Origin of the sequence: Paracoccus lichenicola, assembly GCF_009708075.1 — a bacterium.
Classification (GTDB): domain Bacteria; phylum Pseudomonadota; class Alphaproteobacteria; order Rhodobacterales; family Rhodobacteraceae; genus Paracoccus; species Paracoccus lichenicola.
In genome coordinates, this window is sequence record NZ_WMBT01000001.1 from 499,059 (window position 1) to 524,203 (window position 25,145).

The 25,145-nt window shown below is 68.9% G+C and carries 24 protein-coding genes; 17 read left to right on the forward strand and 7 right to left on the reverse strand.

Going from position 1 to position 25,145, the window contains the following annotated elements:
• The first annotated feature begins 33 nt into the window (after window positions 1–33).
• Together lpdA and GIY56_RS02500 are read left to right on the forward strand one after the other, a co-directional pair.
• Window positions 34–1,428: a dihydrolipoyl dehydrogenase gene (gene lpdA / locus GIY56_RS02495; protein WP_154763223.1), complete on the forward strand. Its 1,395-nt coding sequence runs from the start codon at window positions 34–36 to the stop codon at window positions 1,426–1,428.
• On the forward strand, window positions 1,421–1,894 hold the full coding sequence (locus GIY56_RS02500) for a lytic transglycosylase domain-containing protein (RefSeq protein ID WP_154763224.1): 474 nt from the start codon (window positions 1,421–1,423) through the stop codon (window positions 1,892–1,894). The genes lpdA and GIY56_RS02500 overlap by 8 nt, the downstream gene beginning before the upstream one ends.
• 83 nt (window positions 1,895–1,977) lie before the next feature.
• Here the strand turns inward: GIY56_RS02500 and GIY56_RS02505 are convergent, their stop codons facing one another.
• Window positions 1,978–3,183, reverse strand: coding sequence for a phosphoglycerate kinase (locus tag GIY56_RS02505; protein ID WP_154763225.1), 1,206 nt, complete (start codon window positions 3,181–3,183; stop codon window positions 1,978–1,980).
• A gap of 163 nt (window positions 3,184–3,346) precedes the next feature.
• On the opposite strand from GIY56_RS02505, the gene GIY56_RS02510 reads away from it, so the two are divergent.
• From GIY56_RS02510 to glmM, 7 genes are all read left to right on the forward strand, one after another.
• Window positions 3,347–3,853: a peptidylprolyl isomerase gene (locus GIY56_RS02510; RefSeq protein ID WP_154763226.1), complete on the forward strand. Its 507-nt coding sequence runs from the start codon at window positions 3,347–3,349 to the stop codon at window positions 3,851–3,853.
• Window positions 3,846–4,436, forward strand: coding sequence for a peptidylprolyl isomerase (locus GIY56_RS02515; RefSeq protein ID WP_154763227.1), 591 nt, complete (start codon window positions 3,846–3,848; stop codon window positions 4,434–4,436). Before GIY56_RS02510 ends, GIY56_RS02515 begins: the two co-directional genes overlap by 8 nt.
• Window positions 4,437–4,559: 123 nt before the next feature.
• Window positions 4,560–7,103: a putative PEP-binding protein gene (locus GIY56_RS02520; RefSeq protein ID WP_154763228.1), complete on the forward strand. Its 2,544-nt coding sequence runs from the start codon at window positions 4,560–4,562 to the stop codon at window positions 7,101–7,103.
• A gap of 283 nt (window positions 7,104–7,386) precedes the next feature.
• Window positions 7,387–8,064 (forward strand): cell wall hydrolase, encoded by a 678-nt coding sequence (locus tag GIY56_RS02525; protein ID WP_154763229.1) that lies wholly within the window; start codon window positions 7,387–7,389, stop codon window positions 8,062–8,064.
• A gap of 45 nt (window positions 8,065–8,109) precedes the next feature.
• On the forward strand, window positions 8,110–8,892 hold the full coding sequence (locus GIY56_RS02530) for a dihydroneopterin aldolase (protein WP_154763230.1): 783 nt from the start codon (window positions 8,110–8,112) through the stop codon (window positions 8,890–8,892).
• A complete protein-coding gene (gene folP / locus GIY56_RS02535) occupies window positions 8,889–9,866 on the forward strand; it encodes a dihydropteroate synthase (RefSeq protein ID WP_328288411.1) in 978 nt (325 codons plus the stop codon). Before GIY56_RS02530 ends, folP begins: the two co-directional genes overlap by 4 nt.
• Window positions 9,867–11,213: a phosphoglucosamine mutase gene (glmM, locus tag GIY56_RS02540; RefSeq protein ID WP_154763231.1), complete on the forward strand. Its 1,347-nt coding sequence runs from the start codon at window positions 9,867–9,869 to the stop codon at window positions 11,211–11,213.
• A gap of 65 nt (window positions 11,214–11,278) precedes the next feature.
• On the opposite strand, the gene GIY56_RS02545 is transcribed toward glmM, so the two are convergent.
• Together GIY56_RS02545 and dksA are read right to left on the reverse strand one after the other, a co-directional pair.
• On the reverse strand, window positions 11,279–12,406 hold the full coding sequence (locus tag GIY56_RS02545) for an FAD-dependent oxidoreductase (protein ID WP_154763232.1): 1,128 nt from the start codon (window positions 12,404–12,406) through the stop codon (window positions 11,279–11,281).
• A 4-nt stretch (window positions 12,407–12,410) separates the two neighbouring features.
• Complete coding sequence (gene dksA, locus GIY56_RS02550; protein ID WP_154763233.1) at window positions 12,411–12,833, reverse strand: RNA polymerase-binding protein DksA; 423 nt, start codon at window positions 12,831–12,833, stop codon at window positions 12,411–12,413.
• 163 nt (window positions 12,834–12,996) lie between these two features.
• On the opposite strand from dksA, the gene GIY56_RS02555 reads away from it, so the two are divergent.
• Both GIY56_RS02555 and GIY56_RS02560 read left to right on the forward strand, forming a co-directional pair.
• A complete protein-coding gene (locus GIY56_RS02555) occupies window positions 12,997–13,836 on the forward strand; it encodes an AAA family ATPase (protein WP_154763234.1) in 840 nt (279 codons plus the stop codon).
• Window positions 13,833–14,276 (forward strand): GNAT family N-acetyltransferase, encoded by a 444-nt coding sequence (locus tag GIY56_RS02560; protein ID WP_154763235.1) that lies wholly within the window; start codon window positions 13,833–13,835, stop codon window positions 14,274–14,276. The genes GIY56_RS02555 and GIY56_RS02560 overlap by 4 nt, the downstream gene beginning before the upstream one ends.
• Here GIY56_RS02560 and GIY56_RS02565 read toward each other — a convergent pair.
• The gene (locus tag GIY56_RS02565) at window positions 14,273–14,944 is read right to left on the reverse strand and encodes a hypothetical protein (protein ID WP_154763236.1); all 672 of its coding nucleotides are present in this window, start codon (window positions 14,942–14,944) and stop codon (window positions 14,273–14,275) included. The two genes, GIY56_RS02560 and GIY56_RS02565, sit on opposite strands and share 4 nt — an antisense overlap.
• Before the next feature lie 122 nt (window positions 14,945–15,066).
• Between GIY56_RS02565 and GIY56_RS02570 the strand changes: the two genes are divergently transcribed.
• On the forward strand, window positions 15,067–16,347 hold the full coding sequence (locus GIY56_RS02570) for an O-acetylhomoserine aminocarboxypropyltransferase/cysteine synthase family protein (RefSeq protein WP_154763237.1): 1,281 nt from the start codon (window positions 15,067–15,069) through the stop codon (window positions 16,345–16,347).
• A gap of 30 nt (window positions 16,348–16,377) precedes the next feature.
• On the opposite strand, the gene GIY56_RS02575 is transcribed toward GIY56_RS02570, so the two are convergent.
• Window positions 16,378–17,421, reverse strand: a complete 1,044-nt coding sequence (locus tag GIY56_RS02575; protein WP_154763238.1) for an SIMPL domain-containing protein — start codon at window positions 17,419–17,421, stop codon at window positions 16,378–16,380.
• 189 nt (window positions 17,422–17,610) lie between these two features.
• On the opposite strand from GIY56_RS02575, the gene GIY56_RS02580 reads away from it, so the two are divergent.
• On the forward strand, window positions 17,611–20,526 hold the full coding sequence (locus GIY56_RS02580) for a hypothetical protein (protein WP_154763239.1): 2,916 nt from the start codon (window positions 17,611–17,613) through the stop codon (window positions 20,524–20,526).
• Here the strand turns inward: GIY56_RS02580 and GIY56_RS02585 are convergent.
• Window positions 20,523–21,530: a TraB/GumN family protein gene (locus GIY56_RS02585; protein WP_154763240.1), complete on the reverse strand. Its 1,008-nt coding sequence runs from the start codon at window positions 21,528–21,530 to the stop codon at window positions 20,523–20,525. The genes GIY56_RS02580 and GIY56_RS02585 overlap by 4 nt on opposite strands.
• A gap of 193 nt (window positions 21,531–21,723) precedes the next feature.
• Here GIY56_RS02585 and GIY56_RS02590 point away from each other — a divergent pair, with 193 nt between their 5' ends.
• The 3 genes from GIY56_RS02590 to GIY56_RS02600 all read left to right on the forward strand — a co-directional run bounded on the left by GIY56_RS02590 (window position 21,724) and on the right by GIY56_RS02600 (window position 24,100).
• Window positions 21,724–22,011 (forward strand): co-chaperone GroES, encoded by a 288-nt coding sequence (locus GIY56_RS02590; RefSeq protein ID WP_154763241.1) that lies wholly within the window; start codon window positions 21,724–21,726, stop codon window positions 22,009–22,011.
• Between the two features lie 35 nt (window positions 22,012–22,046).
• A complete protein-coding gene (gene groL, locus GIY56_RS02595) occupies window positions 22,047–23,684 on the forward strand; it encodes a chaperonin GroEL (protein ID WP_154763242.1) in 1,638 nt (545 codons plus the stop codon).
• Between the two features lie 140 nt (window positions 23,685–23,824).
• Complete coding sequence (locus tag GIY56_RS02600; protein WP_154763243.1) at window positions 23,825–24,100, forward strand: hypothetical protein; 276 nt, start codon at window positions 23,825–23,827, stop codon at window positions 24,098–24,100.
• An 84-nt stretch (window positions 24,101–24,184) separates the two neighbouring features.
• Here GIY56_RS02600 and GIY56_RS02605 read toward each other — a convergent pair whose 3' ends face one another.
• Window positions 24,185–24,562, reverse strand: a complete 378-nt coding sequence (locus GIY56_RS02605) for a DUF1622 domain-containing protein (RefSeq protein WP_196053522.1) — start codon at window positions 24,560–24,562, stop codon at window positions 24,185–24,187.
• Between the two features lie 118 nt (window positions 24,563–24,680).
• On the opposite strand from GIY56_RS02605, the gene GIY56_RS02610 reads away from it, so the two are divergent.
• The gene (locus GIY56_RS02610) at window positions 24,681–25,130 is read left to right on the forward strand and encodes a DUF892 family protein (protein ID WP_154763245.1); all 450 of its coding nucleotides are present in this window, start codon (window positions 24,681–24,683) and stop codon (window positions 25,128–25,130) included.
• Window positions 25,131–25,145: the final 15 nt, after the last annotated feature.

Sequence of the window (25,145 nt, forward strand, 5' to 3'; positions counted from 1 at the left end):
CCCGCGGCCCCGAGGGACAAGAAGGAACAAGCCATGTCCACCTATGACCTGATCGTGATCGGCGCGGGGCCGGGCGGCTATGTCTGCGCCATCCGCGCGGCCCAGCTGGGCCTCAAGGTCGCCTGCGTCGAGGGGCGCGAGACGCTGGGCGGCACCTGCCTGAACGTGGGCTGCATCCCGTCCAAGGCGCTGCTGCACGCCAGCCACATGGCGCACGAGACGCACGAGAATTTCGCGAAGATGGGCCTGAACGTCGGCCATGTCGAAATCGACTGGCAGAAGATGCAGGCCTACAAGGCGGAAACCGTCGCGGGCAACACCAAGGGCATCGAGTTCCTGTTCAAGAAGAACAAGATCGACTGGCTGAAAGGCTGGGCGGTGATCGAAGCCCCGGGCAAGGTCAAGGTCGGCGACACGACGCACGAGGCGAAGACCGTCGTGATCGCCACGGGATCGGTGTCGTCCGCACTGAAGGGCGTGACGGTGGACAACGAGGCGGGCATCGTGGTGGATTCGACCGGCGTCCTAGCCCTGCCGAAGATCCCCGCATCCATGGTCGTGATCGGCGCGGGCGTGATCGGGCTTGAACTGGGTTCCGTCTATGCCCGCCTGGGCACGCAGGTCACGGTCGTCGAATACCTGGACGCCATCACCCCCGGCATGGACGGCGAGGTGCAAAAGCAATTCCAGAAGATCCTGACCAAGCAGGGCCTGAAATTCGTCCTGGGCGCGGCGGTGTCGGGCGTGGAAACCACGGACGGCGCGGCCAAGGTCAGCTACACCCTGCGCAAGGACAACAGCGAACAGGCGCTGGAGGCCGAAGTGGTTCTGGTCGCCACCGGCCGCCGCCCCTATGCCGACGGCCTGGGCCTGGACAGCTTGGGCGTTCAGATGACCGACCGAGGCTATGTCAAGGTGGACGGGCATTGGCAGACATCCGTCCCCGGCATCTATGCCATCGGCGACGCGGCCCCCGGCCCGATGCTGGCCCACAAGGCCGAGGACGAGGGGATGGCGGTTGCCGAGGTGATCGCGGGCAAGCACGGGCACGTCAATTACGACGTGATCCCCGGCGTGATCTACACCACCCCCGAGGTCGCCGCCGTGGGCCTGACCGAGGAAGCCGCCAAGGCCGCCGGCCGCAAGATCAAGGTCGGCAAGTTCCCCTTCATGGGCAACGCGCGGGCCAAGGCGGTGATGCAGGCGGACGGCTTCGTCAAGCTGATCGCGGACGCGGACACCGACCGGATCCTCGGCTGCCACATCATCGGTCCCAACGCGGGCGAGATGATCCACGAGGTTTGCGTGGCCATGGAATTCGGCGCCGCCGCGCAGGATCTGGCGCTGACCTGCCACGCGCATCCCACGACCTCGGAAGCGGTGCGCGAGGCCGCGCTGGCCTGCGGGGACGGCGCGATCCATGTCTGACCTTGGCCGCCGCGGCCTGATCCTTGCCACGCTTGCCCTTGCCGCCTGCGGCGGCGGGGGCGGCCAGCAGATGCCGGCAGGTCTCAGCCGGAACGGGCTTTACCCGAACGAGACGCCGCAGTTGCGCGCGCGCATCAACTTCTGGGCGGACCATTACGACGTGCCGCCCGCCATCGTGCAGCGGATCATCCTGCGGGAATCGCGGCACAATCCCGGCCTGCGCAACGGCCCTCATTACGGCCTGATGCAACTGAACCCGCAGACGGCCCGCACCATGGGCCATCGCGGACCTGCCGCCAGCCTGCTCGATGCCGACACGAACCTGCGCTACGGCGTGAAATACCTGCGCGGCGCCTGGATGGTGGCCGATGGCGACCCGGACCGCACGGTCATGTGGTATTCGCGCGGCTATTACTACGAGGCCAAGCGCAAGGGCCTGCTGAAAAAGACCGGCCTGCGCGGCTAGGATTTCTTCTTCACGCAAGTATCCTCGGGGGGTGAATTGCGCCCCCGGGCGCAAGAGGGCGCGCGAGCGCCCCCTTTCCTTTGTCAAACGTGCCGCGCCGCCTTCAACGCCGCCACGCCGGGCAGTTCCTTGCCTTCCATCCATTCCAGGAAGGCCCCCCCGGCGGTCGAGATGAAGGTGAAATCGCCCGCCACCCCCGCCTTGTTCAGCGCCGCGACCGTATCCCCGCCCCCCGCGACCGAAATCAGCCTGCCGTCCCGCGTCAACCCTGCCGCCGCCTGGGCCGCGGCGTTGGTCGCGCGGTCGAAAGGCTCGATCTCGAAGGCGCCCAGCGGGCCGTTCCAGATCAGCGTCTTGCACCGGGCCATCGCCTCGCGCAGCGCCTCGACGGTCGCCGGACCCGCATCCAGGATCATCGCGTCCGCCGGGCATTGGTCCACCGGCAGCACCTGGGATTCCGCGCCCGCCTTGAACGCGCGCGCCACGACGATGTCCAGCGGCAGATGGATCACGCAGCCGCCCGCGTCGGCCTTTTCCAGGATCTGGCGCGCGGTGTCGGCCATGTCGCGTTCGGCCAGCGACTTGCCGACCTCGACCCCCTTGGCCACCAGGAAGGTGTTGGCCATGCCGCCGCCGATCACCAGGTGATCGACCCTGTCCACCAGGTTCATCAGCAGGTCGAGCTTGGTGGACACCTTGGCCCCGCCCACCACCGCCATCACCGGCCGCTGCGGCGTGCCGAGGGCCGCATCCAGCGCCTTGAGTTCCGCCTCCATCAGCCGTCCCGCGCCGGACGGCAGCAGCCGCGCCAGGCCTTCGGTCGATCCATGCGCCCGGTGCGCGGCGGAAAAGGCGTCGTTCACATAAACCGCGCCCAAGGCCGCCAGCGAGGCCGCGAAGGTCGGATCGTTCTTTTCCTCGCCTTCATGAAACCGCGTGTTTTCCAGCAGCGCCACGTCGCCTGGCTTGAGGCCCGCCACCACGCGCTTGGCCGGGCCGCCGATGCAGTCGTCGGCAAAGACCACCGGCTGGCCCAGGGCCGCTTCTAGCGCGGGCACGATCTGCTTCAGGCTCATCGACTCCACGCGCTTGCCCTTGGGACGGTCGAAATGCGCCAGCAGGACCGGGATGCCCCCCTTGGCCTGGATGTCCTTGACGGTGGGCACGATCTTCTCGATCCGCGTCGCGTCCGTCACGCGGCCGTCTTCCACCGGCACGTTCACGTCCACGCGGGTCAGGACGACCTTGCCGTCCATGTCCAGATCATCGATCGTCTTGAAATCGGCCATCATGTCGTCCTTTCGGGCATTTGGGGCGTCGAAGGCTTGTCCCGCATGGGGCGGGCGGCGTCAACTCTCGCATAACGGTGATCAACGCGTGAACGGCTTTGCGCGTTGCCCTTGGGGCGCCAAAGCCCTAGACCAAGACCCGAACATGGCAAAGGAGGACCGCATGGCCGAGATCACCGATCCCGAAAACACCATCATCATCGAACTGAAGGATGGCCCGGTCGTCATCCAGCTGCTGACCGATGTCGCCCCGAAACATGCCGCGCGCATGAAGGAACTGGCCCGCGCCGGGAAATACGACAACGTGGCCTTTCACCGCGTGATCGACGGCTTCATGGCCCAGACCGGCGACGTGGAACACGCCAACATGGAAAACGCCTACAACCCCGGCCGCGCAGGCACCGGCGGATCAGACCTGCCCGACCTTCCGGCGGAATTTTCCAAGCTGCCCCATGACCGGGGCACCCTGGGTGCCGCGCGGTCGCAGAACCCCAACAGCGCCAACAGCCAGTTCTTCATCAACTTCAAGGACAACCATTTCCTGAACGGCCAGTACACCGTCTATGGCCGCGTGATCTCGGGGATGGAGCATGTGGACAAGATCGCCAAGGGCGAGCCGCCCGCGAACCCCGACCGCATGATCTCGGTCAAGGTGGCCGCCGATGCGTAAGCTGCTGGTCCCCGCCTTCATCCTGGCCGCAACCGCAGCCCAAGCCCAGGCCCCCGCGCACCAGGACGGCCCCGGCCCGAACATGGTGATCGAGGTGGCCGCCGCCGACGGCACGTCCAAGGGCACCATCACCCTGGACCTGCTGGCCGACAAGGCGCCGAACCATGTGGCCCGCCTGGTCGAGCTGGCGAAATCCGGCGCCTATGACGGCGTGGTCTTTCACCGCGTGATCGACGGCTTCATGGCCCAGACGGGCGACGTTGAACACGGGCTACAGGGCGGCGCCAGCGTCGCCATGGCGGGCACCGGCGGCTCCGACCTGCCGGATCTGGAGGCCGAGTTCAACGACGTGTCCTTCCAGGCGGGCACCGTGGGCATGGCCCGCGCCCAGGATCCGAACAGCGCCAACAGCCAGTTCTTCATCGACCTGGCCCCCGCGACCTTCCTCGACGGGCAATACACGGTCGTGGGCCAGTTGGTCGATGGCTGGGACGTGCTGACCCAGATCAAGAAGGGCGATGCGAACGCCAACGGCGCGGTCGAGGCCCCCGACTACATGGCCAAGGTCACGATCGTCGAATAGGATTGGCGTCGAATAGGATCGGCGTCGAACCGGATCGGCGTCGAACAAGACCGGCAAAGGGGGCCTCGCCCCCCTTTTTCGCGCTTGCGGCATCGGTTGCCGCGCGCCTATCGTTCGCGCGACATGGAACCGCGCAGCCTTCCCGATGTGACAGAGATCACCCCCTCGGCCGGGGTGGAACGCGCCTGCCACGGCTGGCGGGCGAAATGCCTGCAACGGCTTGTCAGGATGCGCCTGCCGGTGCCGCGCAGCTTTGCCATTCCGTCCGAATCGGTGCAGTCCATCGCCACCGGAAAACCGGTCGATCTGGGCGCGCTGTCGGATCTGTTCAGCGACGGGGACGGGCTGGTCAGCGTGCGCCCCTCGGCCATGATGCCGGAATGGGGCGGGCCGGGCACCATCCTGAACGTGGGCATCAATGACGCCACCCACGACCGGCTGGCCGCCCGGATCGGCAAGGCAAATGCCGACACGCTCTATCGCCGCTTCGTCCAGGGATACGCGATCCACATCGCCCGCCTCGATCCCGACATGTTCGCCCAGGAGGGCGACGATGCCCTGGCCGAGGCCCTGCGCTGCTATCGCAATGAAACCGACGAGGATTTCCCCCAGGATCCCGCCACCCAGCTGGCCGAGGTGCTGCGGTCCATGGCCCGTGCCTGGGAGGGGCCGACCGCGCGCCTGCTGCGCCAGGCCAAGGGCGCGCCCCCTGATGCGCCGCTGGGGCTGGTGGTGCAGCAGATGGCGCTTGGCCTGGGACCGGGGCTGTGCGGGTCGGGCAGCATCCAGTTCGCCGATTCCGTCACCGGCGCCCCGCGCATCACCGGCCGCTTTCGCCGCCAGCATCACGGCGGCACCGATGGTCCGGGGGCGCAAACGCAGTTCCTGACCCGCGACGAGCGCGGCCCGTCACTGGAGGACACCGCGCCCGAGGTCTTTGCCGACCTGATCCGCTTCGGCGTCGCCGCCCGCGAACGCCTGCGAGAGGAGATGCAGATCGAATTCGTCATCGTGGACGGCCAGATTGCGGTCATCGACGCCACGCGGGTGCAGCGCACGTCGCGCGCGGGCGTCCGCATCGCCGTGGCGCTGGCCCGCGACGGCATCATCCCGGAATCCGAGGCCGTGATGCGCGTCGAACCCCGCGCGCTGGCCGACCTTCTGCACCAGCAGGTCGATCCGCGCGCCCCGCGCGAGGTGATCGCGCGCGGCATCAACGCCAGTCCCGGGGCCGCCACCGGCCGCATCGTCTTCACCTCGGCGGCGGCCCAGGCCGCGGCCGCACGCGACGAGGCCTGCATTCTGGTCCGCCGCGAAACCGCCCCCGAGGATGTGCGCGGGATGCACGCCTCGGTCGGGGTGCTGACCGAACGGGGGGGCACCACCAGCCACGCGGCGGTGATCGCGCGCGGCATGGGCCTGCCCTGCATCGTGGGCGCGACCGGCATCAGCATCGACGCCCGCCAGCGGACGCTGCGCGCGGGCGCCGTCACGCTGCGCGAAGGGGACGAGATCACTCTGGACGGTTCCAGCGGAGAGGTTCTGGCGGGCCGCGTGCCCTTGCTGGAACCGGCGCTGGACGACAACTTCACGCAGCTTCTGGACTGGGCCGACGCGGCGGGGGGCATCGGCGTGCGCGCCAATGCCGACACGCCCGAGGATGCGCTGGCCGCGCGGCGCTTCAAGGCGCAGGGTATCGGCCTCTGCCGGACCGAACACATGTTCTTCGACGCCGAGCGCCTGCCCGCCATGCGCGAGATGATATTCGCCGACACCCCCCAGGATCGCCGCCTGGCGCTGGACCGCATCCTGCCCATGCAGCGCCAGGATTTCACCGCGCTCTTCGAGATCATGGCCGGCCTGCCCGTCACCATCCGCCTGTTCGACCCGCCCCTGCACGAATTCCTGCCCCACGACCGCGAGGGGCTGCGGGAACTGGCCGATTCCATGGACCTGCCCTTGTCCGACGTGACCCGCCGGGTCGAGGCGCTGTCGGAATTCAACCCGATGCTGGGGATGCGCGGGGTCCGACTGGGCATCACCGTCCCCGAGATCTACGACATGCAGGCCCGCGCCATCTTCGAGGCGACCATCGAGGCCAGCCGCAAGGGCGATCCCGTCGTGCCGGAAATCATGATCCCCCTTGTCAGCGCCATGCGCGAGGTCGAACTGGTCAAGAACCGCATCGACGCCGTGGCCGCCGCCGTCAGGAACGACCGCCACGCCGATTTCACCTATCGCCTGGGGGTGATGGTCGAAACGCCGCGCGCCTGCCTGCGGGCGGGCGACATCGCCGCGCATTCCGCGTTCCTGTCCTTCGGCACGAACGACCTGACGCAGATGACCTATGGCCTGTCGCGCGACGATGCCGGGCGCTTCATGGGCACCTATGTCGGCCAGGGCGTCTACGAGGAAGACCCGTTCCATTGCCTGGACCAGGAGGGTGTGGGGGAATTGCTGCTGACGGGGGCGCAGCGGGCGCGCCAGCGGCATCCGGGCATCACCATCTCGGTCTGCGGCGAACATGGCGGCAATCCCGAATCCATCGCCTTTTGCCATGACGCCGGCTTCGATTACGTCTCCTGCTCGCCCTTCCGGGTGCCGGTGGCGCGTCTGGCGGCGGCGCAATCGGCGCTGCGGGCACGCTCGCGCGACACGGACGGCTGACTGATTCGCCGTCCCAGGATGCGGATTATCGCGTTGCGACAGTCCCTTATCGCACCCCCTCAGGTTGTCATTCTGCCGAAACCTGCCGGTCCGCGCTTTTCGGGTCGGCGGGATGCTGCCGGAAAACCCCCGTTTCGCCCCCATCCGGGACTTCGCGGGCAAGTTCCGTAGATGAGCCGGTCGTTAAAACCGTAATCATTCCGCTGATCCCGCGGCACGCCATCTGCCTGGCCCTGCGGTGCTGTTAACGCCTCGTCCATCTGGCACGGCTATAGGAATGCTTATGAAAACGCTGCTTCAGCGGTTGGCGCCGTCTTGCCTGTGCGCCGCCGCCCTGACCCTGACTGCGACAAGCGTACTCGCGGGCAACGGCTCGCTGTTCTCGACCGATTCCGGGCTGTTCGACGCCCCGACCCTGGCTGCCGCACACGGCGGCGACACCCGCCGCCCGAAGCCGCTTCTATATACGGGCGCAGAGCCTGTGAAGGTCGAAAGTCCCGTGGCCGACGAAAATCCCGAGGCGGAACTGTTCCTGGCCAGCACCGCCAAGGCCGCGCGGGGCCGTTTCGACGAACGCGACCTGAACTGCCTGGCCGAGGCGATCTATCACGAGGCGCGCGGCGAAAGCACCCGCGGCCAGGCCGCCGTGGCCGAGGTGATCCTGAACCGCGTGGACAGCCGGCAATTCGCGTCCTCGGTCTGCGGGGTGGTGAACCAGCCCAGCCAGTTCAGCTATACCATCGGCGGGCGCAAGGCGATCGGCAACAAGGCCGCCTATCTGCGCGCCCGCGACATCGCCCGCAATGCGCTGGCGGGCGCGCCGCGCGTCCTGACCGGCGGGGCCACCTATTTCCACACCCCCGCCGTCAACCCGGCCTGGTCGCGCCGCTTCCAGCGCACGGTGCAGATCGGGCAGCACATCTTCTATCGCCCGGGCGGGCAGCGCGTCGCCTCGAACTGAAGGCCGGGCTTGCCTGCGGGCGGGATTTGCTGTGAATAGCCGGGCATGAACCAGCCTGACCGCATCCACCTGCGCGACCATGTCATCGACGCCGAAATCGGCGCCTTCCAGTCCGAACGCGGCCACCGGCAGCGCCTGCGCTTTACCCTGACGGTCGATCTGCGCGATCCCGTGGATGCGGGCGACGACCATGTGGACCGGATCCTGTCCTATGACGTGCTGGTCCAGGCGGTGGATGCCGCCCTGGCCGACCAGCGATACAACCTGGTCGAGACGCTGGCCGAACGCATCGCCGCCGAGGTGCTGGCCGATCCCCGCGCCGCCCGGATCGAGGTTTGCGTGGAAAAGCTGGACCGGAGTCCGGGGGCGCTTGGCATCACGATCAGCCGCGACGCGGGCCGCGTGGCCGTGGCGCGCTCGCCTCTGCCGGTGCGGATCGTCCTGGGCCAGCCCGCTGCCTTGCCCCGTGGCGCCACGATTGTCCTTCCCGATGCCCCCGTCCGGCCCCTGCCGCAAGGCGGCGATGCCCGGCGCATCGCCCTGCTGGCCTTCGACCAAGCCGCCTGGATCCTGGCCGCCGCCCTGGGGATCGAGGTGGCCGAGACGCGGACAGAACTTGACGCCGCCATCCGCGACGAACGCCCGGTGGTCTGGGCGCCCGCGCGTCTGGCCGTCGAAGCCTCTGCAACCGCGCCCGAGGCCCCTGCCCTGGCCTTCTGGCTGGCCCTGCGCCTGTCGGCGGATCGCGTGGATTTCGCGACACCCGCGCCCTTGCCCGTGCCGCCCGACGGGCTTGCGGTGGGCCGGATTCCCGGGGCTGCGGAGTGACGCTCTATTACCGCCCCATTCCCGTTGCCCACGGACGCCATGCCCTGGCGGGCGGCTGGACGCGCTTTTCGCAGGTCGAAATCCTGGAACGCGGGGCCGCAGCCCGGGTCAGTGACGACATCCCGGCGGATGTGCTGGGCCGCCTGACGGCCCCTCGTCCTGCTCTGGCCGGGCTGTCGCTGGACCGCCCGCGCGTCATGGGCATCGTCAACGCCACGCCCGACAGCTTTTCGGACGGCGGCGCCTATGACCCGGTGCGGCATGGCCAGCAGCTGGTCCAAGATGGCACCGACCTTCTGGACATCGGCGGCGAATCGACCCGCCCCGGCGCGGCCGAGGTTCCGGTGGCTGACGAAATCGCCCGCATCGTCCCGGCAATCCGCGCGCTGTCCGGCAGCGCGCCGGTGTCCGTCGATACGCGCAAGGCCCCCGTGGCGCAGGCCGCGCTGGAGGCCGGGGCGGCGATGGTCAACGATGTCTCGGGCTTCGACTTCGACCCCGCGCTGGCCCCCCTGGTCGCCGAGCGCCAAGTGCCGGTCTGCCTGATGCACGCGCAGGGCCTGCCCGCGACCATGCAGGACGATCCGCGCTATGACGACGTGCTGCTGGATGTCTATGACGCGCTTGACGCCCGGATCCGGCGGGCCGAGGCGGCGGGCATTCCGCGCGCGCGCATCGTCGTCGATCCGGGCATCGGCTTCGGCAAGACGCAGGCGCATAATCTTGCCATCTTGCGGCGGATTTCGCTGTATCATGGGCTTGGCTGCGCGATCCTGCTGGGCGTCTCGCGCAAGCGGTTCATCGGCACGATCGGGGGCGCGGACAACCCCGCCGACCGCGCGCCCGGGACGCTTGCGCTGACGCTGGCGGCGGTGGCCCAAGGCGTGCAGGTTCACCGCGTCCATGACGTGCGCGGATTGGTTCAAGGACTGCGGCTGTGGCAGGCCGTCAACGATAACGAAAAGGCAAGGTAGATGAGCAGAGGCTTGTTCGGGACCGACGGCGTGCGCGGGCGCGCCAACACCCACCCCATGACGGCCGAGATGGCGCTGCGCCTTGGCGCGGCGGCGGGACGTTACTTCCGGCGCGAGGGCCAGAACAGCGCGCATCGCGTGGTGATCGGCAAGGACACGCGCCTGTCGGGCTACATGCTGGAAAACGCGCTGACCGCCGGGCTGACCAGCACCGGCATGAACGTGCTGCTGCTGGGTCCGGTGCCGACCCCCGCCGTGGGGTTCCTGACCCGGTCGATGCGGGCGGATGTGGGCATCATGATTTCCGCCAGCCACAACCCCGCCGAGGACAACGGCATCAAGTTCTTCGGTCCCGACGGCTTCAAGCTGTCCGACGAGGCCGAGGCCGAGATCGAAAGCATCGTCGCCGGAGAGATCGTTCCCGCGCAGCCCGCCAATATCGGCCGCGCCAGGCGGATCGACGACGGACGCGGGCGATATGTCGAATATGCCAAGACGACCTTTCCGGCGGGCCAGCGCCTGGACGGGCTGCGCGTGGTGATCGACTGCGCCAACGGCGCGGCCTATCGCGCCGCGCCCGACGTGCTGTGGGAACTGGGGGCCGAGGTGATTTCCATCGGCGTCGATCCCGACGGGCGCAACATCAACGCGGGCGTGGGGTCCACCCACCCCGAGGCCTGCGCGCGGGCGGTGGTTGAAAACGGCGCGCATCTGGGCATCAGCCTGGACGGCGATGCGGACCGGGTCATCATCATCGACGAAGGGGGCCGCGTGGCCGACGGCGACCAGATCATGGCGCTGATGGCCGCCCGCTGGGCCGAGCAGGGCCGCCTGCGAGGCAATGCCCTGGTCGCCACGGTCATGTCGAACCTGGGGCTGGAGCATTTCCTGGCGGGCCGGGGCCTGCGGCTGGAACGCACGCGCGTGGGCGACCGCTATGTGGTCGAACGGATGCGCGAGGGCGGCTTCAACCTGGGCGGCGAGCAGTCGGGCCATATCGTGATGACCGACTATGCCACCACCGGCGACGGGCTGATCGCCGCCATGCAGGTCCTGGCCGCAATGGCGGAAACCGGCCAGACCGCCAGCCGGCTTGCCGCGCAGTTCGACCCCGTGCCGCAGATGCTGAAGAACGTGCGTTACGCCGCAGGCGCCGATCCCCTGTCGGCCGCCGCGGTCCGGGCCGTCATCGCCGATGCCGAGGCGCGTCTGGCAGGCAGCGGGCGGGTGCTGATCCGCAAGTCGGGCACCGAACCCCTGATCCGCGTGATGGCCGAGGCCGAGAACGAAACCGTCCTGCGCGAGGTCGTGGACGGGATCGTCGCGGCCGTGGAAAAGGCGGCCTGAGGCGGCAAGGCCGGGGGTTTCACACCCCCGGACCCCCGTGGGATATTTTTACAAAGATGAAAGTGTCAGGGCGTTTCCGCCACCGGATCGAAATCATAGATCCAATCGAACCGTGACAGGATCGCGCCCGGCGCGATGCGGCCGCCAAGGCGCAGCGCGGCATGGGCGGCCAGCCGCTTCGGACCCGTCAGGTGATAGTTGCGCGCGTTGTCGTTCGCGGCGGCGACGATGCTGGCGGTGCGCGGCTTGCGCAGGTTCTGATAACGGGACAGCGCGGTTTCCTGATCAGAGGTCGCGTCCAGGCAGGCGACGAGCGTCCAGGCATCCTCGATCGCCATGCAGGCGCCCTGCGCCATGAAGGGCAGCGTCGGATGGGCGGCGTCGCCAAGGATGGCCATGCGGCCGTCCTGCCAGCGGGCGGCGACCTCGTGCCGGAACAGGCCCCAGACATGGACCTGGTCCACCTGCGCCAGCCAGCCGGGCACGGGTCCGCCAAACCCGGCAAAGGCCGCGCGCAGGTTGGCGGGATCGTCGGGGCGCGACCAGCCCTCGTCCTGCCAGTCGCGGGTTTCCAGAACGGCCACGATGTTGCGCAGGCCCCCCGCCAGCGGATAGCTGACCAGATGGCGGTTCGGTCCCATGAAGACCTGCGCCTCGGGTTCGGCGTCCTCGGCGGCGATCACGGCGCGCCAGGCGGTCTGGCCGGTGAAGAACGGCACCTCGCGTCCGTTCAGGGCGGCGCGGATGCGGCTGTGCAGCCCGTCGGCGCCGATCAGCAGGGGGACATCGGGCGGGGTTTCGATGGTCCGGCCCAGGTCGATCCGCACCCCGGCAGACAGGGCGGCCTGTTCCAGGACCTCGATCAGGCGGGCGCGGTGGATCAGGCGGAAGCGCGCGCCAGGGCGATGGCGGGCCAGATCCAGCCGCACCACCTCGGTCCCCGAGGCATCGCGCAGCCGCACCGCCCGGCTTGGCAGCGACAGCGCGTCCAGCGCCGGGCCAAGGCCAAGCGCGTCCAGGACACGCATCGCATTGGGGGAAAGCTGCAGGCCCGCGCCCACCTCGGTTATCGCGGGGGCGCGTTCCAGAACGGTGACATCGGCCCCGCGCCGGCGCAGCGCCAGGGCAACGGTCAGGCCGGCCACGCCACCGCCGACGATGGTCACGGGCCGTGATTGCAGCGCCCCGGGCATGGGATCAGTCGTCGCGGTGGACCCGCTCGCGCCGTTCGTGGCGTTCCTGCGCTTCCAGCGTCATGGTGGCGATGGGGCGCGCGTCCAGGCGTTTCAGGCTGATCGGCTCTCCCGTCATCTCGCAATAGCCGTATTCGCCCGTCTCGATCCGGCGCAGGGCCGCGTCGATCTTGCTGACCAGCTTGCGCTGGCGGTCGCGGGTGCGCAGTTCGAGCGCGCGGTCGGTTTCCTCGCTGGCGCGGTCGGCCAGGTCGGGCACCGACCGGGCGCTGTCCTGCAGGCCTTCCAGCGTTTCGGCGGATTGTTCCAGCAATTCCTGTTTCCAGGCTTCCAGCTTGCGCCGGAAATATTCCAGCTGCCGGTCGTTCATGAAGGGTTCATCCTCGGCGGGACGATAGTCCTGGGGCAGGAAGGTCTGGGCTTTCATAAATCCTCTCCGGCAGAGCCGGGCTGCAACGCGAACCGGCACCCTTGCGCGCCCCCTTAAAGTATGACGTGCTGCTTGTCAAAAGGCGAAACGAGGCCGGGGCGAAGACAGCCGACACCCTGCGTTGTTGTGCCACAACCAGTTCACCTGAAAGGAGAGTTTCATGCAGTTCACAGGCACCGACCGCTATGTCGCCCCGCCCGACCTGGCGATTGCGGTCAATGCCGCCGTGACGCTGGAACGTCCTCTGCTGGTCAAGGGCGAACCGGGGACGGGCAAGACGGAACTGGCCCGGCAGGTGGCGGAAAGCCTGGACCTGCCGATCATCGAATGGCACGTGAAATCAACCACGAAGGCCCAGCAGGGGTTGTATGAATACGACGCTGTCAGCCGGTTGCGCGACAGCCAGCTGGGCGATGCGCGGGTCCATGACGTGTCGAACTATATCCGCAAGGGCAAGCTGTGGCAGGCCTTCACGGCGCCCGGCAAGGTGGTCCTGCTGATCGACGAGATCGACAAGGCGGATATCGAGTTTCCCAACGACCTTCTGCAGGAACTCGACCGGATGGAGTTTCACGTTTACGAGACGGCCGAGACGATCCGGGCCGCGCACCGCCCGGTGGTCATCATCACCTCGAACAACGAAAAGGAACTGCCGGACGCGTTCTTGCGGCGGTGCTTTTTCCACTATATCCGCTTCCCGGATGCCGACACGCTGCGGGCCATCGTGGACGTGCATTACCCTGGGCTGAAGCGGGCCTTGCTGGATCAGGCGCTGCACCAGTTCTTCGAGCTGCGCGACACGCCGGGGCTGAAGAAGAAGCCCTCCACCAGCGAGCTTCTGGACTGGCTGAAGCTGATCCTGGCCGAGGATCTGGCCCCCGAGGATCTGAAGCGCGATCCCCACACGATGCTGCCGAAACTGCATGGCGCGCTGCTGAAGAACGAGCAGGACGTGGCGCTGTTCGAGAAACTGGCCTTCATGGCGCGGCGGCAGCGATGATCGTCCGCCCCCTGGACGCCGGTGACAAGGACCAGTGGCAGGCGCTTTACGACGGCTATCACCGGTTCTATGACCGGCCGGATCTGCCGCAGGATTTCTTCGACGGGGTCTTCGACCGGCTGATGGGCGGCGACCCGCAGGATTTCCACGCCCTCGTGGCCGAGGCGGATGGCCGGTTGCTGGGTTTGACGCATTACGTCTTTCACCCGCACATGTGGTTTCCCGAAGGGGTCTGCTATCTGCAGGATCTGTTCGCGTCGGCAGATGCGCGGGGCAAGGGCGTCGGACGGGCACTGATCGAAGGGGTCTATGCGGCGGCGGACGCGGCGGGAGGGCCGCGCGTCTATTGGCTGACGCAGGAGTTCAACTATGCGGGCCGGATGCTGTATGATCGGGTGGGGGTGCGGACGCCGTTCATCCGATACAACCGGCCGCTTTAGGACGCGGGACCGGACCCGCTGGCGGGTTCGTCGGCGGCGCGGCCCATGCCCATGCCCATCCCCATGCCTCCGCCGCCTCCTTCTCCGCCCCCACCACCCCCGCCGCCGCTGCGGGACCGCGCTTCGTCGCGGCCCTTGCCGCCGCCCGGCGCGGGTCGCGTCGGACCCTGCGGCGGAATGGCGAGGTTTGCGGGCACGGGGTCCAGATCCAGCGCCTGGCGGATGAAATCGCGCAGGGACCGGACCAATTCGCCGGTATGCACGGGCCGGCCCTCGACCAGGTCGCGGGCGGCGCGTTCGGCCAGGCGGACATGGGTTTCCGTTCCCAACAGCAGGATGTCGGACAGCGCGGCCTCGACCGCGTCGCGGATGCGGCGGCGGCGGTCCGACCCCTCGGACGGCTCTGCGCCCTCGGCGGCGCGCTGGCGCAGGTCGCGCAGGTGGGTGGGATCGACCGCCAGGTCGCCCGTGAAGGATCCGCCCAGAACCTTGTAGGCGGCGATCAGCACGCGCAGGCGTTCGTTGATCTGGCGGTTCATGCGTTCACGCCGCTGCTGGACGGTGAACATCACCAGCACCCGGATGCCGATGCCGATCAGCGCGAACAGCGCGATCCCGATCACCGTGGACAGGATGCTGTTCCAGTTGCTGAAGTCGATCATGCGCATGAGGGATCCTTCCTGTCGGCTGGCCGCATGTTCGGGGCATGAAGCGGTGGGAACAAGCCCGATTTCGGAATTGAAAACGCGGTCTTGTCGTGACCTTCTGCGCAGGATCAAAGGAGGACGACATGACCCAGGGCTTTGACACGACGGCGATCCACGCGGGCGCCGAACCCGATCCCGCAACCGGCGCGCGGCAGGTGCCGATCTATCAGACCACGTCCTATGTGTTCCGGGACGCCGACCACGCCGCTCGCCTGTTCGGGCTGCAAGAGGTCGGATACATCTATTCCCGGCTGACCAACCCGACCGTGGGCGCGTTGCAGAACCGCGTCGCCGCGCTGGAGGGTGGCGCGGGCGCGGTCTGCTGTTCGTCGGGCCACGCGGCGCAGATCATGGCGCTGTTCCCGCTGATGGCGCCGGGGCGCAACATCGTCGCTTCGACCCGGCTATACGGCGGCACGGTCACGCAGTTCAGCCACACCATCAGGCGGTTCGGCTGGTCCGCGAAGTTCGTGGATTTCGACGACCTCGACGCCCTGGCTGCGGCCATCGACGGCGACACCCGCGCGGTGTTCTGCGAATCGATCAGCAATCCCGGCGGCTATGTCACCGACATCCCGGCGGTGGCCGAGGTCGCCAAGGCGGCGGGCATTCCCCTGATCGTGGACAACACGCTGGCCACCCCCTACCTGTGCCGCCCGATCGAGATGGGCGCGACCCTGGTCATCCACAGCCTGACCAAATACATGACCGGCAACGGCACGGTGACGGGCGGCGCGGTCGTGGACAGCGGCGCGTTCGACTGGTCGGCCTCGGGCAAGTTCCCCAGCCTGTCCGACCCGGAACCCGCCTATCACGGGCTGCGGTTTCACGAGACCTTCGGCCCGGCGGCCTTCACCTTCCATTCCATCGCCATCGGCCTGCGCGACCTGGGCATGACCATGAACCCGCAGGGCGCGCATTACACGCTGATGGGGATCGAGACGCTGGGCCTGCGCATGGCGCGCCATGTCGAGAACGCCCAAAAGGTTGCGGAATGGCTGGAAAGCGACCCGCGCGTGACGGCCGTCACCTATGCGGGACTGGCGTCCTCTCCCTGGAACGCGACGGCGCGGCGGCTGTATCCCAAGGGCGCGGGGGCGTTGTTCACATTCGCGGTCAAGGGCGGCTATGATGCGGCGGTCAAGGTGGTGGGCGCGCTGAAGCTGTTCAGCCATGTGGCGAACCTGGGCGATGCGCGGTCGCTGGTGATCCATTCGGCATCCACCACCCACCGGCAACTGACCGCCGATCAGCAGCGCGCCGCGGGCGCCGCCCCCGACCTGCTGCGCCTGTCCATCGGGATCGAGGACCCGGCCGACCTGATCGCGGATCTGGACCAGGCCCTGGCGGCGGCGGTCGCCTGAGGAAAAGGGGGCGCAAGGCCCCCTTTCCGGTCAGTTCGCAGGCGGCGGAGGCGGAGCCGCCGGGGCCTCGCCCATCGGCGCCATAGGCTCGCCCGGTTCGGGGGCGCCGCCGTCGGTGCCCATCGGCGGGGGCATGTCGCCCGGCGCAGGGGCGGCGGGGCCACCTTCGGGGGCGGGGGCATCGCCCGGCACCGGGGGGTGTCCTTCGGGCAGGCGTCCGGCCCCGCCCGGCATCGGCGGATGATCGCCGTGCATAGGACCGTGCCCGCCCTTCATGTGGCCATGCTTGCCTTGCATGTGGCCGTGGCCGCCGGGCATCGGTCCGCAATCCTGTCCCGTCAGGGCAAACTGCATTTCGACCATGGCGGTCATCGCCAGTTCCCCTGCCGCGATCGGCACCTTGGCGGCGTCCGCCGCGGCACGCGCCTCCATCATCATCGGACGCGGGCCTTCCATCGCGGGCGTGTCGCGCAACACCAGCACCGGACCCAGCGTCAGGCCCGCCGCCTCGGCCAGAACCTCGGCCTTGTGGCGGGCGTCCGTGACGGCGGCGCGGCGCGCCTCGTCCTCGGTGGCGGCGCTGTCGTCGCGGATGAAGCCGATGCCGTTGATCTCGTTCGCGCCCGCCGCGACGATGGCGTCCAGAACCTCGCCCAGGCGGGCCACGTCGCGGACGCGCACCGCGACCATGTTGGTGGCCTGATAGCCCGTGACGGTGGGCGCGCGGCCTTCGGCGTAATCCATCAGCGGATTGAGGTTCAGCCCCGAGGTCTGGACATCCGCCCCCTCGATCCCCGCACCCGTCAAGGCTGCGATGACGGCGGTCTGCTGCGTCGAATTCTGGCGCATCGCCTCGGCCGCGCTGGCGGCCTGCGTGGTCACGCCCAGCTGGATCGTCGCCATGTCGGGGGCCACGCGCGTCTCGCCCTGGCCCGTCACGGTCAGGCGCGACAGGCCGGGGTGGCACATGGGATGGCCGCCCTTGCCGGGGGCCGCCATTGCGGGCGCGGCAAGCACCAGGGCCGCCGATGCCGCCAGCGCGGCCCGTGCCAGATTGCGCGAAACCTGTGTCATGGTTCTGTCCTCTCTGCGGAAAATTCCGTTCCCCAGCTAACACCGGGGCAGGCCGGGCGGTTCAAGGCAAATCCGTTCACGGCTGCGCCAGATTCGCTTTCCCCATCCGGCAATTTCCGGTAGATCTGGCACAACCCACCAAGTCGCGGACCCGTAAAACACGCGATCGTAATCGAGCAGTGATCCACCATGAACAGACATATCGCGCCGCCCGAATTCGCCATGAGCTTCACGTCCGAGGCGGTCCTGCTTGAACATCGCGACGGATTCGGCTGGCGGCCCCTGGGCCAGGCTCCCTTCGCGGGGCGCGAGATGACGGCCAGGCTTGCCGCGCTGCGCGATCAGGCCGGCGTGGTGCCGGGGGACCTGGACACGGTCCTGGTCATTCCCGACGACCAGATCCTGTACACCACGCTGACGGTTCCGGTCGGGTCCGACACGCCCAAGGCCATCGCCCGCGCGCTGGAGGCCATGACCCCTTACACGGCCGACGAACTGGCCTTCGACTGGTGCCCGTCGGACAACGGCGACATCGAGACGCTGCGCATCGCCGCCGTCGCCCGCCGCACCCTGGAGGAGGCCGAGGATTTTGCCCGTGCCCAGGGCTTCCGCCCCTCGGGCTTCGTCGCCCGCCCCGATGACGCCCGCTTCGACGGCCAGCCCGATTTCGGACCCAGCCGGCTGGCGGGCGACCGCTTTGTCCGCACGCCCTTCAGCGAACCCGACCTGACGCAGGCCCGGGTGACGGACCCAGCGGTGGCCGATCCCGCCGCCGCGGCACCGCAGGTGGCCGCAAGCGCCGCCTTGACCGTTTCCCGCATCGTGCCCCATGTGGTGCCGCCCCGGGCCGAGGCGCCGCCCGTCCCCGCGGAAGCCGCAGAAAAGGCGATGCCCGCAGCCGCGGCCGAGGTGATCCGGCATGGCGAAGGCAAGGCCCCGGCCGCGCCCCGTGTCCTGCCGCCGCGCGCGCAGGCCGTGCATGACCGTGCCCGCCAGGCCCGCGCGATCCGTGCCGCCGGACCCGAGGAGGCCGGGACGCCTGCCCCGTCCCTGCTGGCCCGCCTGCGGCGACTGGATCCGGGCCGGTTGCCCGTGATGATGGGCCTCTTGGTCCTGGGCCTTGTGGCGGTGCTGGCCTTCTTCGGCACCGAACCCTCGGGCGAGGCCCCGGCGCCCGAGATCGCGGCGACCGCGCCGGTCCCGCAGCCGGTGGACGCCGCCCCGGTCCCCGCCCCCGCCGAAACCGCCGCTGCGACGCCCGAACCCGCGCCCGTGGAAACCGCCATGGTCCCGCCCGCAAGCGAGCCGGTGGCCCAAGCGGCGACCCCGCCGGTCGAACCGGCCCTGGCCGGCCCGACGCCTGCGGCCACGCAGCCGGAAACCGCCGCGGCGGACGCGACCCCGCCCGTCCCTGCCCCTGCACAGGTCCAGCGCGATGCGCCGACAACCAGCCCCGTGACGGCGGCGCTGCCCGCGCCCGCGCAGCCGCAACAGCAGGTTCCTGCCGCGCAGGCCGGTGACGCGCTGACCCAGGCCCTGGCCGAGGCGATGAACAGCCCGGCACCGGCAACCCCGAAAACCCCGATCAGCGCCGCGACCCTGGCAGCCGAACTGGCCGAGGCGCCGCGCCCGAGGGCGAGTGCCCCTGCCGCTGCCCCCGCCAGCCCCGCGCCTGCGGCCAAGGCCGCGGCTGCCCCCGCAGCCACGCCGCGCGCGGCCGCTCCGGCGCGCCGGCAACTGGCCAGTTCGGCCCGTCCGCCGCGCGTGGCGCCCGTGCGCGCCTCGGCCCCGGCGCGGACGGATGCCCGCCCGGCGGTGCCCGCCAATCCCCGGCCCTATACGGAACGCGCGCAGCCCGAACCCTCGCGGCTGACGACGGCCCGCCCGCCCCGGCCCGCTGTGGTCGCCCCGGCCCGCGCCCCGGCTGCCGCGCCCGTGGCCGCGCCCGCTCGCGCCTCGCAACCCGCGACCGGGTCGGCCCGCCCGCCCGCCCGCCCCGAACGGCAAGGCAGCATCGAGCAAGGCAGCGGGTCCGAGGACGGCCAGCCAACCCGCCTGACCCGGGCCGAGGAACAGGCCCTGAGGGATCTGCTGCGCGACCTGCGCACGGCGCAGGCGGGCGCATCCCGGCTGTCGCAGGCCGAACGCGCGGCGGTCATCCGCCTGGCCGATGCCCGCCCGGCGCGCAAGCCGGTGGCGGTCGGCGCGCCCTCGCAACGCGCGGTGCGGGACGCGGTCGCCGCCGCGGTGGCGGACGCGGATCGCCCCGAGGGCCGGGCCGCGTCCCGGCCTTCGGCGTCAACGGCGGGACTGGACCAGTCGGCGCGCCCCGCCGCACGGCCCGGCGGATCGCGAACGGCGACCCGCAGCGATCCCGGTCCCGGCAAGGCCAGCCTGTCCGGTGCCGCCATCGACCAGGCCGTCGCCGCCGCCGTATCCGAAAGCTCCTCCCTGCCCGGCGCCGTCGCTTTGACGGCGCTTCGTTCATCTGCCCTTCCGCCGCGCCGCGCGGGCGGGGCCGCCGCTGCCGCCGCGGCGACCGTCACCGCCGCCGCGGCCCCCCTGGCCCCCACCCCCGACGACCTGCGCGCCGCAGCCCAGGCCCAGTCCGAGGACGCGGCGCTGGCCGAACAGCGCCGCGAGGATGCCGAACTGCAGGCCCAGGCCGAGGCCCGCGCCCGCGCCCGCGCCGCCCAGGACGCCCAGGCCGAGGCGCAGGCCCGCGCCGCCGCCGAAGCCCGCGCCCGCGCCCAGGCCGAGGCCGAGGCCCGCGCCGCCGCCGCCCGCCAGCAACGCTATGCCCCCCCCGAGGCCGAGGAGGAACCCGAGGTCGCAACTGCTATCCCCGACGGCCGCACGCCGACCACCGCGGGCATCGCCGCCACCGTCGAGGATGGCATCCAGATCAACCGCACGCAGATCATCGGCACCATCGGCGCGGGCAAGGCCAGCCGCGCCCTTGTGCGCCTGTCGAACGGCCGCGTGCTGACGCTGCGGCTTGGCGACAAGATCAACGGCGGCACCATCACCGACATCGGCGACAGCCGCATCACCTTCGTCAAGGGCGGACAGGCGCAGGCGCTGTCGGTGCTGGGCGGGCGCTAGCCGTCCAGCCGGGTGATCGTCCAGCCGTCCCGTTCCAGCAGGCGCAGCACGCCGCCCTCGCCCGGCAGGTGCAGCGCGCCGAAGCCCGCCACGATGCCCTTGCCTTGGGCTGCGGCCTCCCGCGCGCTTCGGGTCAGCGGGCCGATCCAGGCCCGATTGCGCTTGTCCATCAGCTGGTCCTGCGCAAGCCGCATCTGCGCATCGACCTGATCGCGCGTCAGCCCGGACGTGCGATAGGCATCGAAGCGCCCGAATTCCCAGATCGCCCAGACATCGCCCGCGAAATAGGCGTCCGTCAGCGTCACAGCGTAATCGTCGGCATAGGCGGCGGCGGGCAAGGCGGTGCGGATCATCTCGATTTCCTGGTCGGGCGTCAGGTCGCGGAACAGGGTGAAGACCGTGTCCCATGGCTCCAGCGCGCGGACGGGCACGTCCAGGGCCTCGGCCCGCTCGACCAGGCGGTGATCCAGCCCCCGGGCGCCGGTATCCGCCACCTGCTTCATCATGCAGGGGCTGATCCCCAGCATCATCGCCACATACCAGGGCCGCAGCTTCGAGGTGACGACGGCGGGCGTGCCGCGTTCCGCCATGGCCATAGACAGCAGTTGCCAATCCTTGTCGCTCAGCCGTTCGGGCAGCGTCGGCCCCGTCGGATCGACCATCAGCGTGGGATCGTCCGCCAGCGCCTCGGTCAGCTTGCGCTCCTCGGCCGGGCCTGCCTCGACAAGGACAACGGCGGCATCGGCAAGGGCCGGCTCCAGCCGGACCAGCATGGGATCGTGGCGCGGATCGCCGAAATGATAGGTGCCCACCAGGGTGATCGACTGATCGCCCTTGCCGGCCCGCCACAGCAGTCCCCGGTGATAGGGAACGTCCGCCACCGCCGCGTCGATCTCGGCCCGCTGGTCGGGGGGCATGGTCTGGAACAGGTTGGTGCCCACGCATTCGGACGCAGGGGCCGCCCCGGCCCACAGCGTCAGGATTGCCGTCAGAACGATACGCATCCGATCCTTCCTGTCGTTGCCCACCGCAAGGCTGGCACAGCCCCGCCCCCTTGGCCAGCCGGGCCGGAACACATTTGGCGGCAACCTGCCGTTGACAGGTCCGATCCATTGGCCTAGATCATCGCTATTGGCACTCGACACTGATGAGTGCCAACAACGCAACACTGCAACCTGAAACACGGAGTGTTCCCCTATGGCATTCAAACCGCTGCATGACCGCGTTCTGGTCCGTCGCGTCCAGTCGGACGAAAAGACCAAGGGCGGGCTGATCATCCCCGACAGCGCCAAGGAAAAGCCCGCCGAGGGCGAGATCATCTCGACCGGCGAAGGCGCGCGCAAGGACTCGGGCGAACTGATCGCGCCGTCGGTCCAGACGGGCGACCGCGTGCTGTTCGGCAAGTGGTCGGGCACCGAAGTCACGATCGACGGCGAAGAGCTGCTGATCATGAAGGAAAGCGACATCCTGGGCGTCATCGCCTGATCCGCGTCCTTCACCCCTAACTTCAGGAGATTCCAATGGCTGCGAAAGAAGTCAAGTTCAACACGGACGCCCGCGACCGGATGCTGAAAGGCGTCAACATCCTGGCCGATGCCGTCAAGGTCACGCTGGGTCCCAAGGGCCGCAACGTCGTGATCGACAAGTCCTTCGGTGCGCCCCGCATCACCAAGGACGGCGTGACGGTCGCCAAGGAGATCGAACTGTCCGACAAGTTCGAGAACATGGGCGCCCAGATGGTCCGCGAAGTCGCTTCGCGAACCAATGACGAGGCCGGCGACGGCACCACCACCGCCACCGTGCTGGCCCAGGCCATCGTCAAGGAAGGCATGAAGGCGGTTGCCGCCGGCATGAACCCGATGGATCTGAAACGCGGCATCGACATGGCGACCCTGAAGGTCGTCGAGGCGATCAAGGCCGCCTCGCGTCCCGTCACCGACAGCGACGAAGTGGCCCAGGTCGGCACCATCTCGGCCAACGGCGAATCCAATATCGGCCGCTTCATCGCCGACGCGATGCAGAAGGTCGGCAACGAGGGTGTCATCACCGTCGAAGAAAACAAGGGGATGGAGACCGAGGTCGAAGTCGTCGAAGGGATGCAGTTCGACCGCGGCTATCTGTCGCCCTACTTCGTCACCAATCCCGACAAGATGATCGCGGATCTGGAAGACGTGTACATCCTGCTGCACGAAAAGAAGCTGTCCTCGCTGCAACCGATGGTTCCGCTGCTGGAAGCCGTGATCCAGTCGGGCAAGCCGCTGGTCATCGTAGCCGAGGATGTCGAGGGCGAAGCCCTGGCGACCCTGGTCGTCAACAAGCTGCGCGGCGGGTTGAAGATCGCCGCCGTCAAGGCTCCGGGCTTCGGCGATCGGCGCAAGGCCATGCTGCAGGACATCGCGATCCTGACCGGCGGCCAGGTCATCAGCGAAGACCTGGGCATGAAGCTGGAGAATGTCGGCATCGACATGCTGGGCCGCGCGAAGAAGGTCACGATCAACAAGGACAACACCACCATCGTCGATGGCAACGGTGAAAAGTCCGAGATCGAGGCCCGCGTCAGCCAGATCCGCCAGCAGATCGAGGAAACCACCTCGGACTATGACCGTGAAAAGCTGCAGGAACGTGTGGCCAAGCTGGCGGGCGGCGTTGCCGTCATCCGCGTGGGCGGCATGACCGAGATCGAGGTGAAGGAGCGCAAGGACCGCGTCGATGACGCGCTGAACGCGACCCGCGCCGCGGTGCAGGAAGGCGTGGTCGTCGGCGGCGGCGTGGCCCTGGTCCAGGCCGGGAAGACGCTGCAAGGCCTCAAGGGCGAAAACTCGGATCAGGAAGCGGGCATCGCCATCGTGCGCCGCGCGCTGGAAGCGCCGATGCGCCAGATCGCCGAGAACGCCGGCGTTGACGGTGCCGTGGTTGCCGGCAAGGTCCGCGAATCCGACGACAAGACCTTCGGCTTCAACGCGCAGACCGAGGAATATGGCGACATGTTCAAGTTCGGCGTGATCGACCCGGCCAAGGTGGTGCGCACCGCCCTGGAAGACGCGGCCTCGGTCGCGGGCCTGCTGATCACCACCGAAGCCATGATCGCCGAAAAGCCCGAGCCGAAAGGCCAGGGCGGCGGTATGCCCGACATGGGCGGCATGGGCGGGATGATGTGATCATCCCTGCCTTGCGGCAGACGGAAAGGGCGCCTTCGGGCGCCCTTTTTGCTTGGCCGGTCGCAATCATGCAGGGACGCTAACCTTGCCTTGAGGATTTCGCTGTAGGGGATGGGCAGCACGGTCCACGGGGTAATCACATGATCCGCGTCATTGCAGTCCTGATCCTGGCTGTCTTGGGAATGGCCGACCCTGCGCGGGCCTGCACGACCCAGGCCAGCAGCACCTTCTGCACTGACGGTTGGGTCGCGCAACCGATGGGCGGAGGCGACAGGCGAAGTCGGGCTGAGGAACAGGCAGGCGCCTGGCCGGGCGACGACAGCGGAACGGACCCGTCGTTCGGCGCTGACGGTGTTTACGTCGAAGGGGCCGTCGCCGTGGACGGCCCGATACCCGATGAGGGTGACCAGTTGTGACCGCAGCCAAGGGCCGCAGGTTTCGGCCCGGCTGACACCCTTGCCGCACAGCGCCCTGAACCGGACCTCAAAGGCCCTTTTCGTTCAGGATCGTTCGTCGCGCCCCAGACGGCTCAGCTCGCGCTCCAGGAAGAACGAGATCAGCGACCGGATCGCCACCAACCCGCCCAGCAGCAGGATGTTGTCCATCGTCAGGTGCAGCATGGTGCGGATCAGGTCGGCCACGATCAGCACCTCCAGCCCCGCCAGGATGTGCCGGCCCAGCGTCAGGCGGCCCAGGTTCAACTGGTGGCCGCGCTTGTGGGCATCGCGTTCCAGGATCTCGCCCGAGGCGAAGGCGCGCGCGAATTGCAGCAGCCCCAGCAGCAGGATCGCGATGGCGAACAGTTCGATGGCGACCACCATCCATTCGAAGGCGGGCGTCAGCGGGCCAAGGTGATCGGACAGCGAAAAGGTCGTCATCTGTTCCATCCCTGCCCCCGAATGCCTGAACGCAAGGGACGCCCCGTCCCCGCATGACGGAACAAACGGCGGCCCGAACGGTTCAGCCTGTCACACCCCTTCCCATCACGAGGCAAGCATGGCGACCACCATCGGCACCGAAGACACCATCGAGGATCTGGTCCGCAACCTGATCCTTCTGGAACACGACGCGATCGCGGCCTATGAATCCACCATCGAGCGGCTTGGGGACGCGGCCCTGTCCCGGCAGGTCGATGCGTTCCGCCAGGATCACCTGCAACATCTTGAAGTTTTGCAGGAAATGGCTTCCCAGACGGGTGCCGAGGCGCCGCAGCAGGGCGACATGAAGCAACTGCTGACCACCGGCAAGATCGCCCTGGCGGATCTGTTCGGCGACGGGGCCATCCTCAAGGCCATGGCCACGAACGAGAACGACACCGTCACGGCCTATGAACGCGCCTCGGTCCACCCGGACGCCATCGAGAAGTCGCGCGCCTTCTTCCAGAAGGCCCATGCCGACGAGTTGCGCCACCGGGAATGGATGCAGCGCACGGCGGAAACGCTGTAAGCCCGCCCCTCCGCC

What these genes read in the sequence shown, in the direction of transcription:
- lpdA (WP_154763223.1), top strand. Translation starts at nt 34, where the DNA reads ATGTCCACCTATGACCTGATCGTGATCGGCGCGGGGCCGGGCGGCTAT.
- GIY56_RS02500 (WP_154763224.1), top strand. Translation starts at nt 1,421, where the DNA reads ATGTCTGACCTTGGCCGCCGCGGCCTGATCCTTGCCACGCTTGCCCTT.
- GIY56_RS02505 (WP_154763225.1), bottom strand. Translation starts at nt 3,183, where the DNA reads ATGGCCGATTTCAAGACGATCGATGATCTGGACATGGACGGCAAGGTC.
- GIY56_RS02510 (WP_154763226.1), top strand. Translation starts at nt 3,347, where the DNA reads ATGGCCGAGATCACCGATCCCGAAAACACCATCATCATCGAACTGAAG.
- GIY56_RS02515 (WP_154763227.1), top strand. Translation starts at nt 3,846, where the DNA reads ATGCGTAAGCTGCTGGTCCCCGCCTTCATCCTGGCCGCAACCGCAGCC.
- GIY56_RS02520 (WP_154763228.1), top strand. Translation starts at nt 4,560, where the DNA reads ATGGAACCGCGCAGCCTTCCCGATGTGACAGAGATCACCCCCTCGGCC.
- GIY56_RS02525 (WP_154763229.1), top strand. Translation starts at nt 7,387, where the DNA reads ATGAAAACGCTGCTTCAGCGGTTGGCGCCGTCTTGCCTGTGCGCCGCC.
- GIY56_RS02530 (WP_154763230.1), top strand. Translation starts at nt 8,110, where the DNA reads ATGAACCAGCCTGACCGCATCCACCTGCGCGACCATGTCATCGACGCC.
- glmM (WP_154763231.1), top strand. Translation starts at nt 9,867, where the DNA reads ATGAGCAGAGGCTTGTTCGGGACCGACGGCGTGCGCGGGCGCGCCAAC.
- GIY56_RS02545 (WP_154763232.1), bottom strand. Translation starts at nt 12,406, where the DNA reads ATGCCCGGGGCGCTGCAATCACGGCCCGTGACCATCGTCGGCGGTGGC.
- dksA (WP_154763233.1), bottom strand. Translation starts at nt 12,833, where the DNA reads ATGAAAGCCCAGACCTTCCTGCCCCAGGACTATCGTCCCGCCGAGGAT.
- GIY56_RS02555 (WP_154763234.1), top strand. Translation starts at nt 12,997, where the DNA reads ATGCAGTTCACAGGCACCGACCGCTATGTCGCCCCGCCCGACCTGGCG.
- GIY56_RS02560 (WP_154763235.1), top strand. Translation starts at nt 13,833, where the DNA reads ATGATCGTCCGCCCCCTGGACGCCGGTGACAAGGACCAGTGGCAGGCG.
- GIY56_RS02565 (WP_154763236.1), bottom strand. Translation starts at nt 14,944, where the DNA reads ATGCGCATGATCGACTTCAGCAACTGGAACAGCATCCTGTCCACGGTG.
- GIY56_RS02570 (WP_154763237.1), top strand. Translation starts at nt 15,067, where the DNA reads ATGACCCAGGGCTTTGACACGACGGCGATCCACGCGGGCGCCGAACCC.
- GIY56_RS02575 (WP_154763238.1), bottom strand. Translation starts at nt 17,421, where the DNA reads ATGACACAGGTTTCGCGCAATCTGGCACGGGCCGCGCTGGCGGCATCG.
- GIY56_RS02580 (WP_154763239.1), top strand. Translation starts at nt 17,611, where the DNA reads ATGAACAGACATATCGCGCCGCCCGAATTCGCCATGAGCTTCACGTCC.
- GIY56_RS02585 (WP_154763240.1), bottom strand. Translation starts at nt 21,530, where the DNA reads ATGCGTATCGTTCTGACGGCAATCCTGACGCTGTGGGCCGGGGCGGCC.
- GIY56_RS02590 (WP_154763241.1), top strand. Translation starts at nt 21,724, where the DNA reads ATGGCATTCAAACCGCTGCATGACCGCGTTCTGGTCCGTCGCGTCCAG.
- groL (WP_154763242.1), top strand. Translation starts at nt 22,047, where the DNA reads ATGGCTGCGAAAGAAGTCAAGTTCAACACGGACGCCCGCGACCGGATG.
- GIY56_RS02600 (WP_154763243.1), top strand. Translation starts at nt 23,825, where the DNA reads ATGATCCGCGTCATTGCAGTCCTGATCCTGGCTGTCTTGGGAATGGCC.
- GIY56_RS02605 (WP_196053522.1), bottom strand. Translation starts at nt 24,562, where the DNA reads ATGACGACCTTTTCGCTGTCCGATCACCTTGGCCCGCTGACGCCCGCC.
- GIY56_RS02610 (WP_154763245.1), top strand. Translation starts at nt 24,681, where the DNA reads ATGGCGACCACCATCGGCACCGAAGACACCATCGAGGATCTGGTCCGC.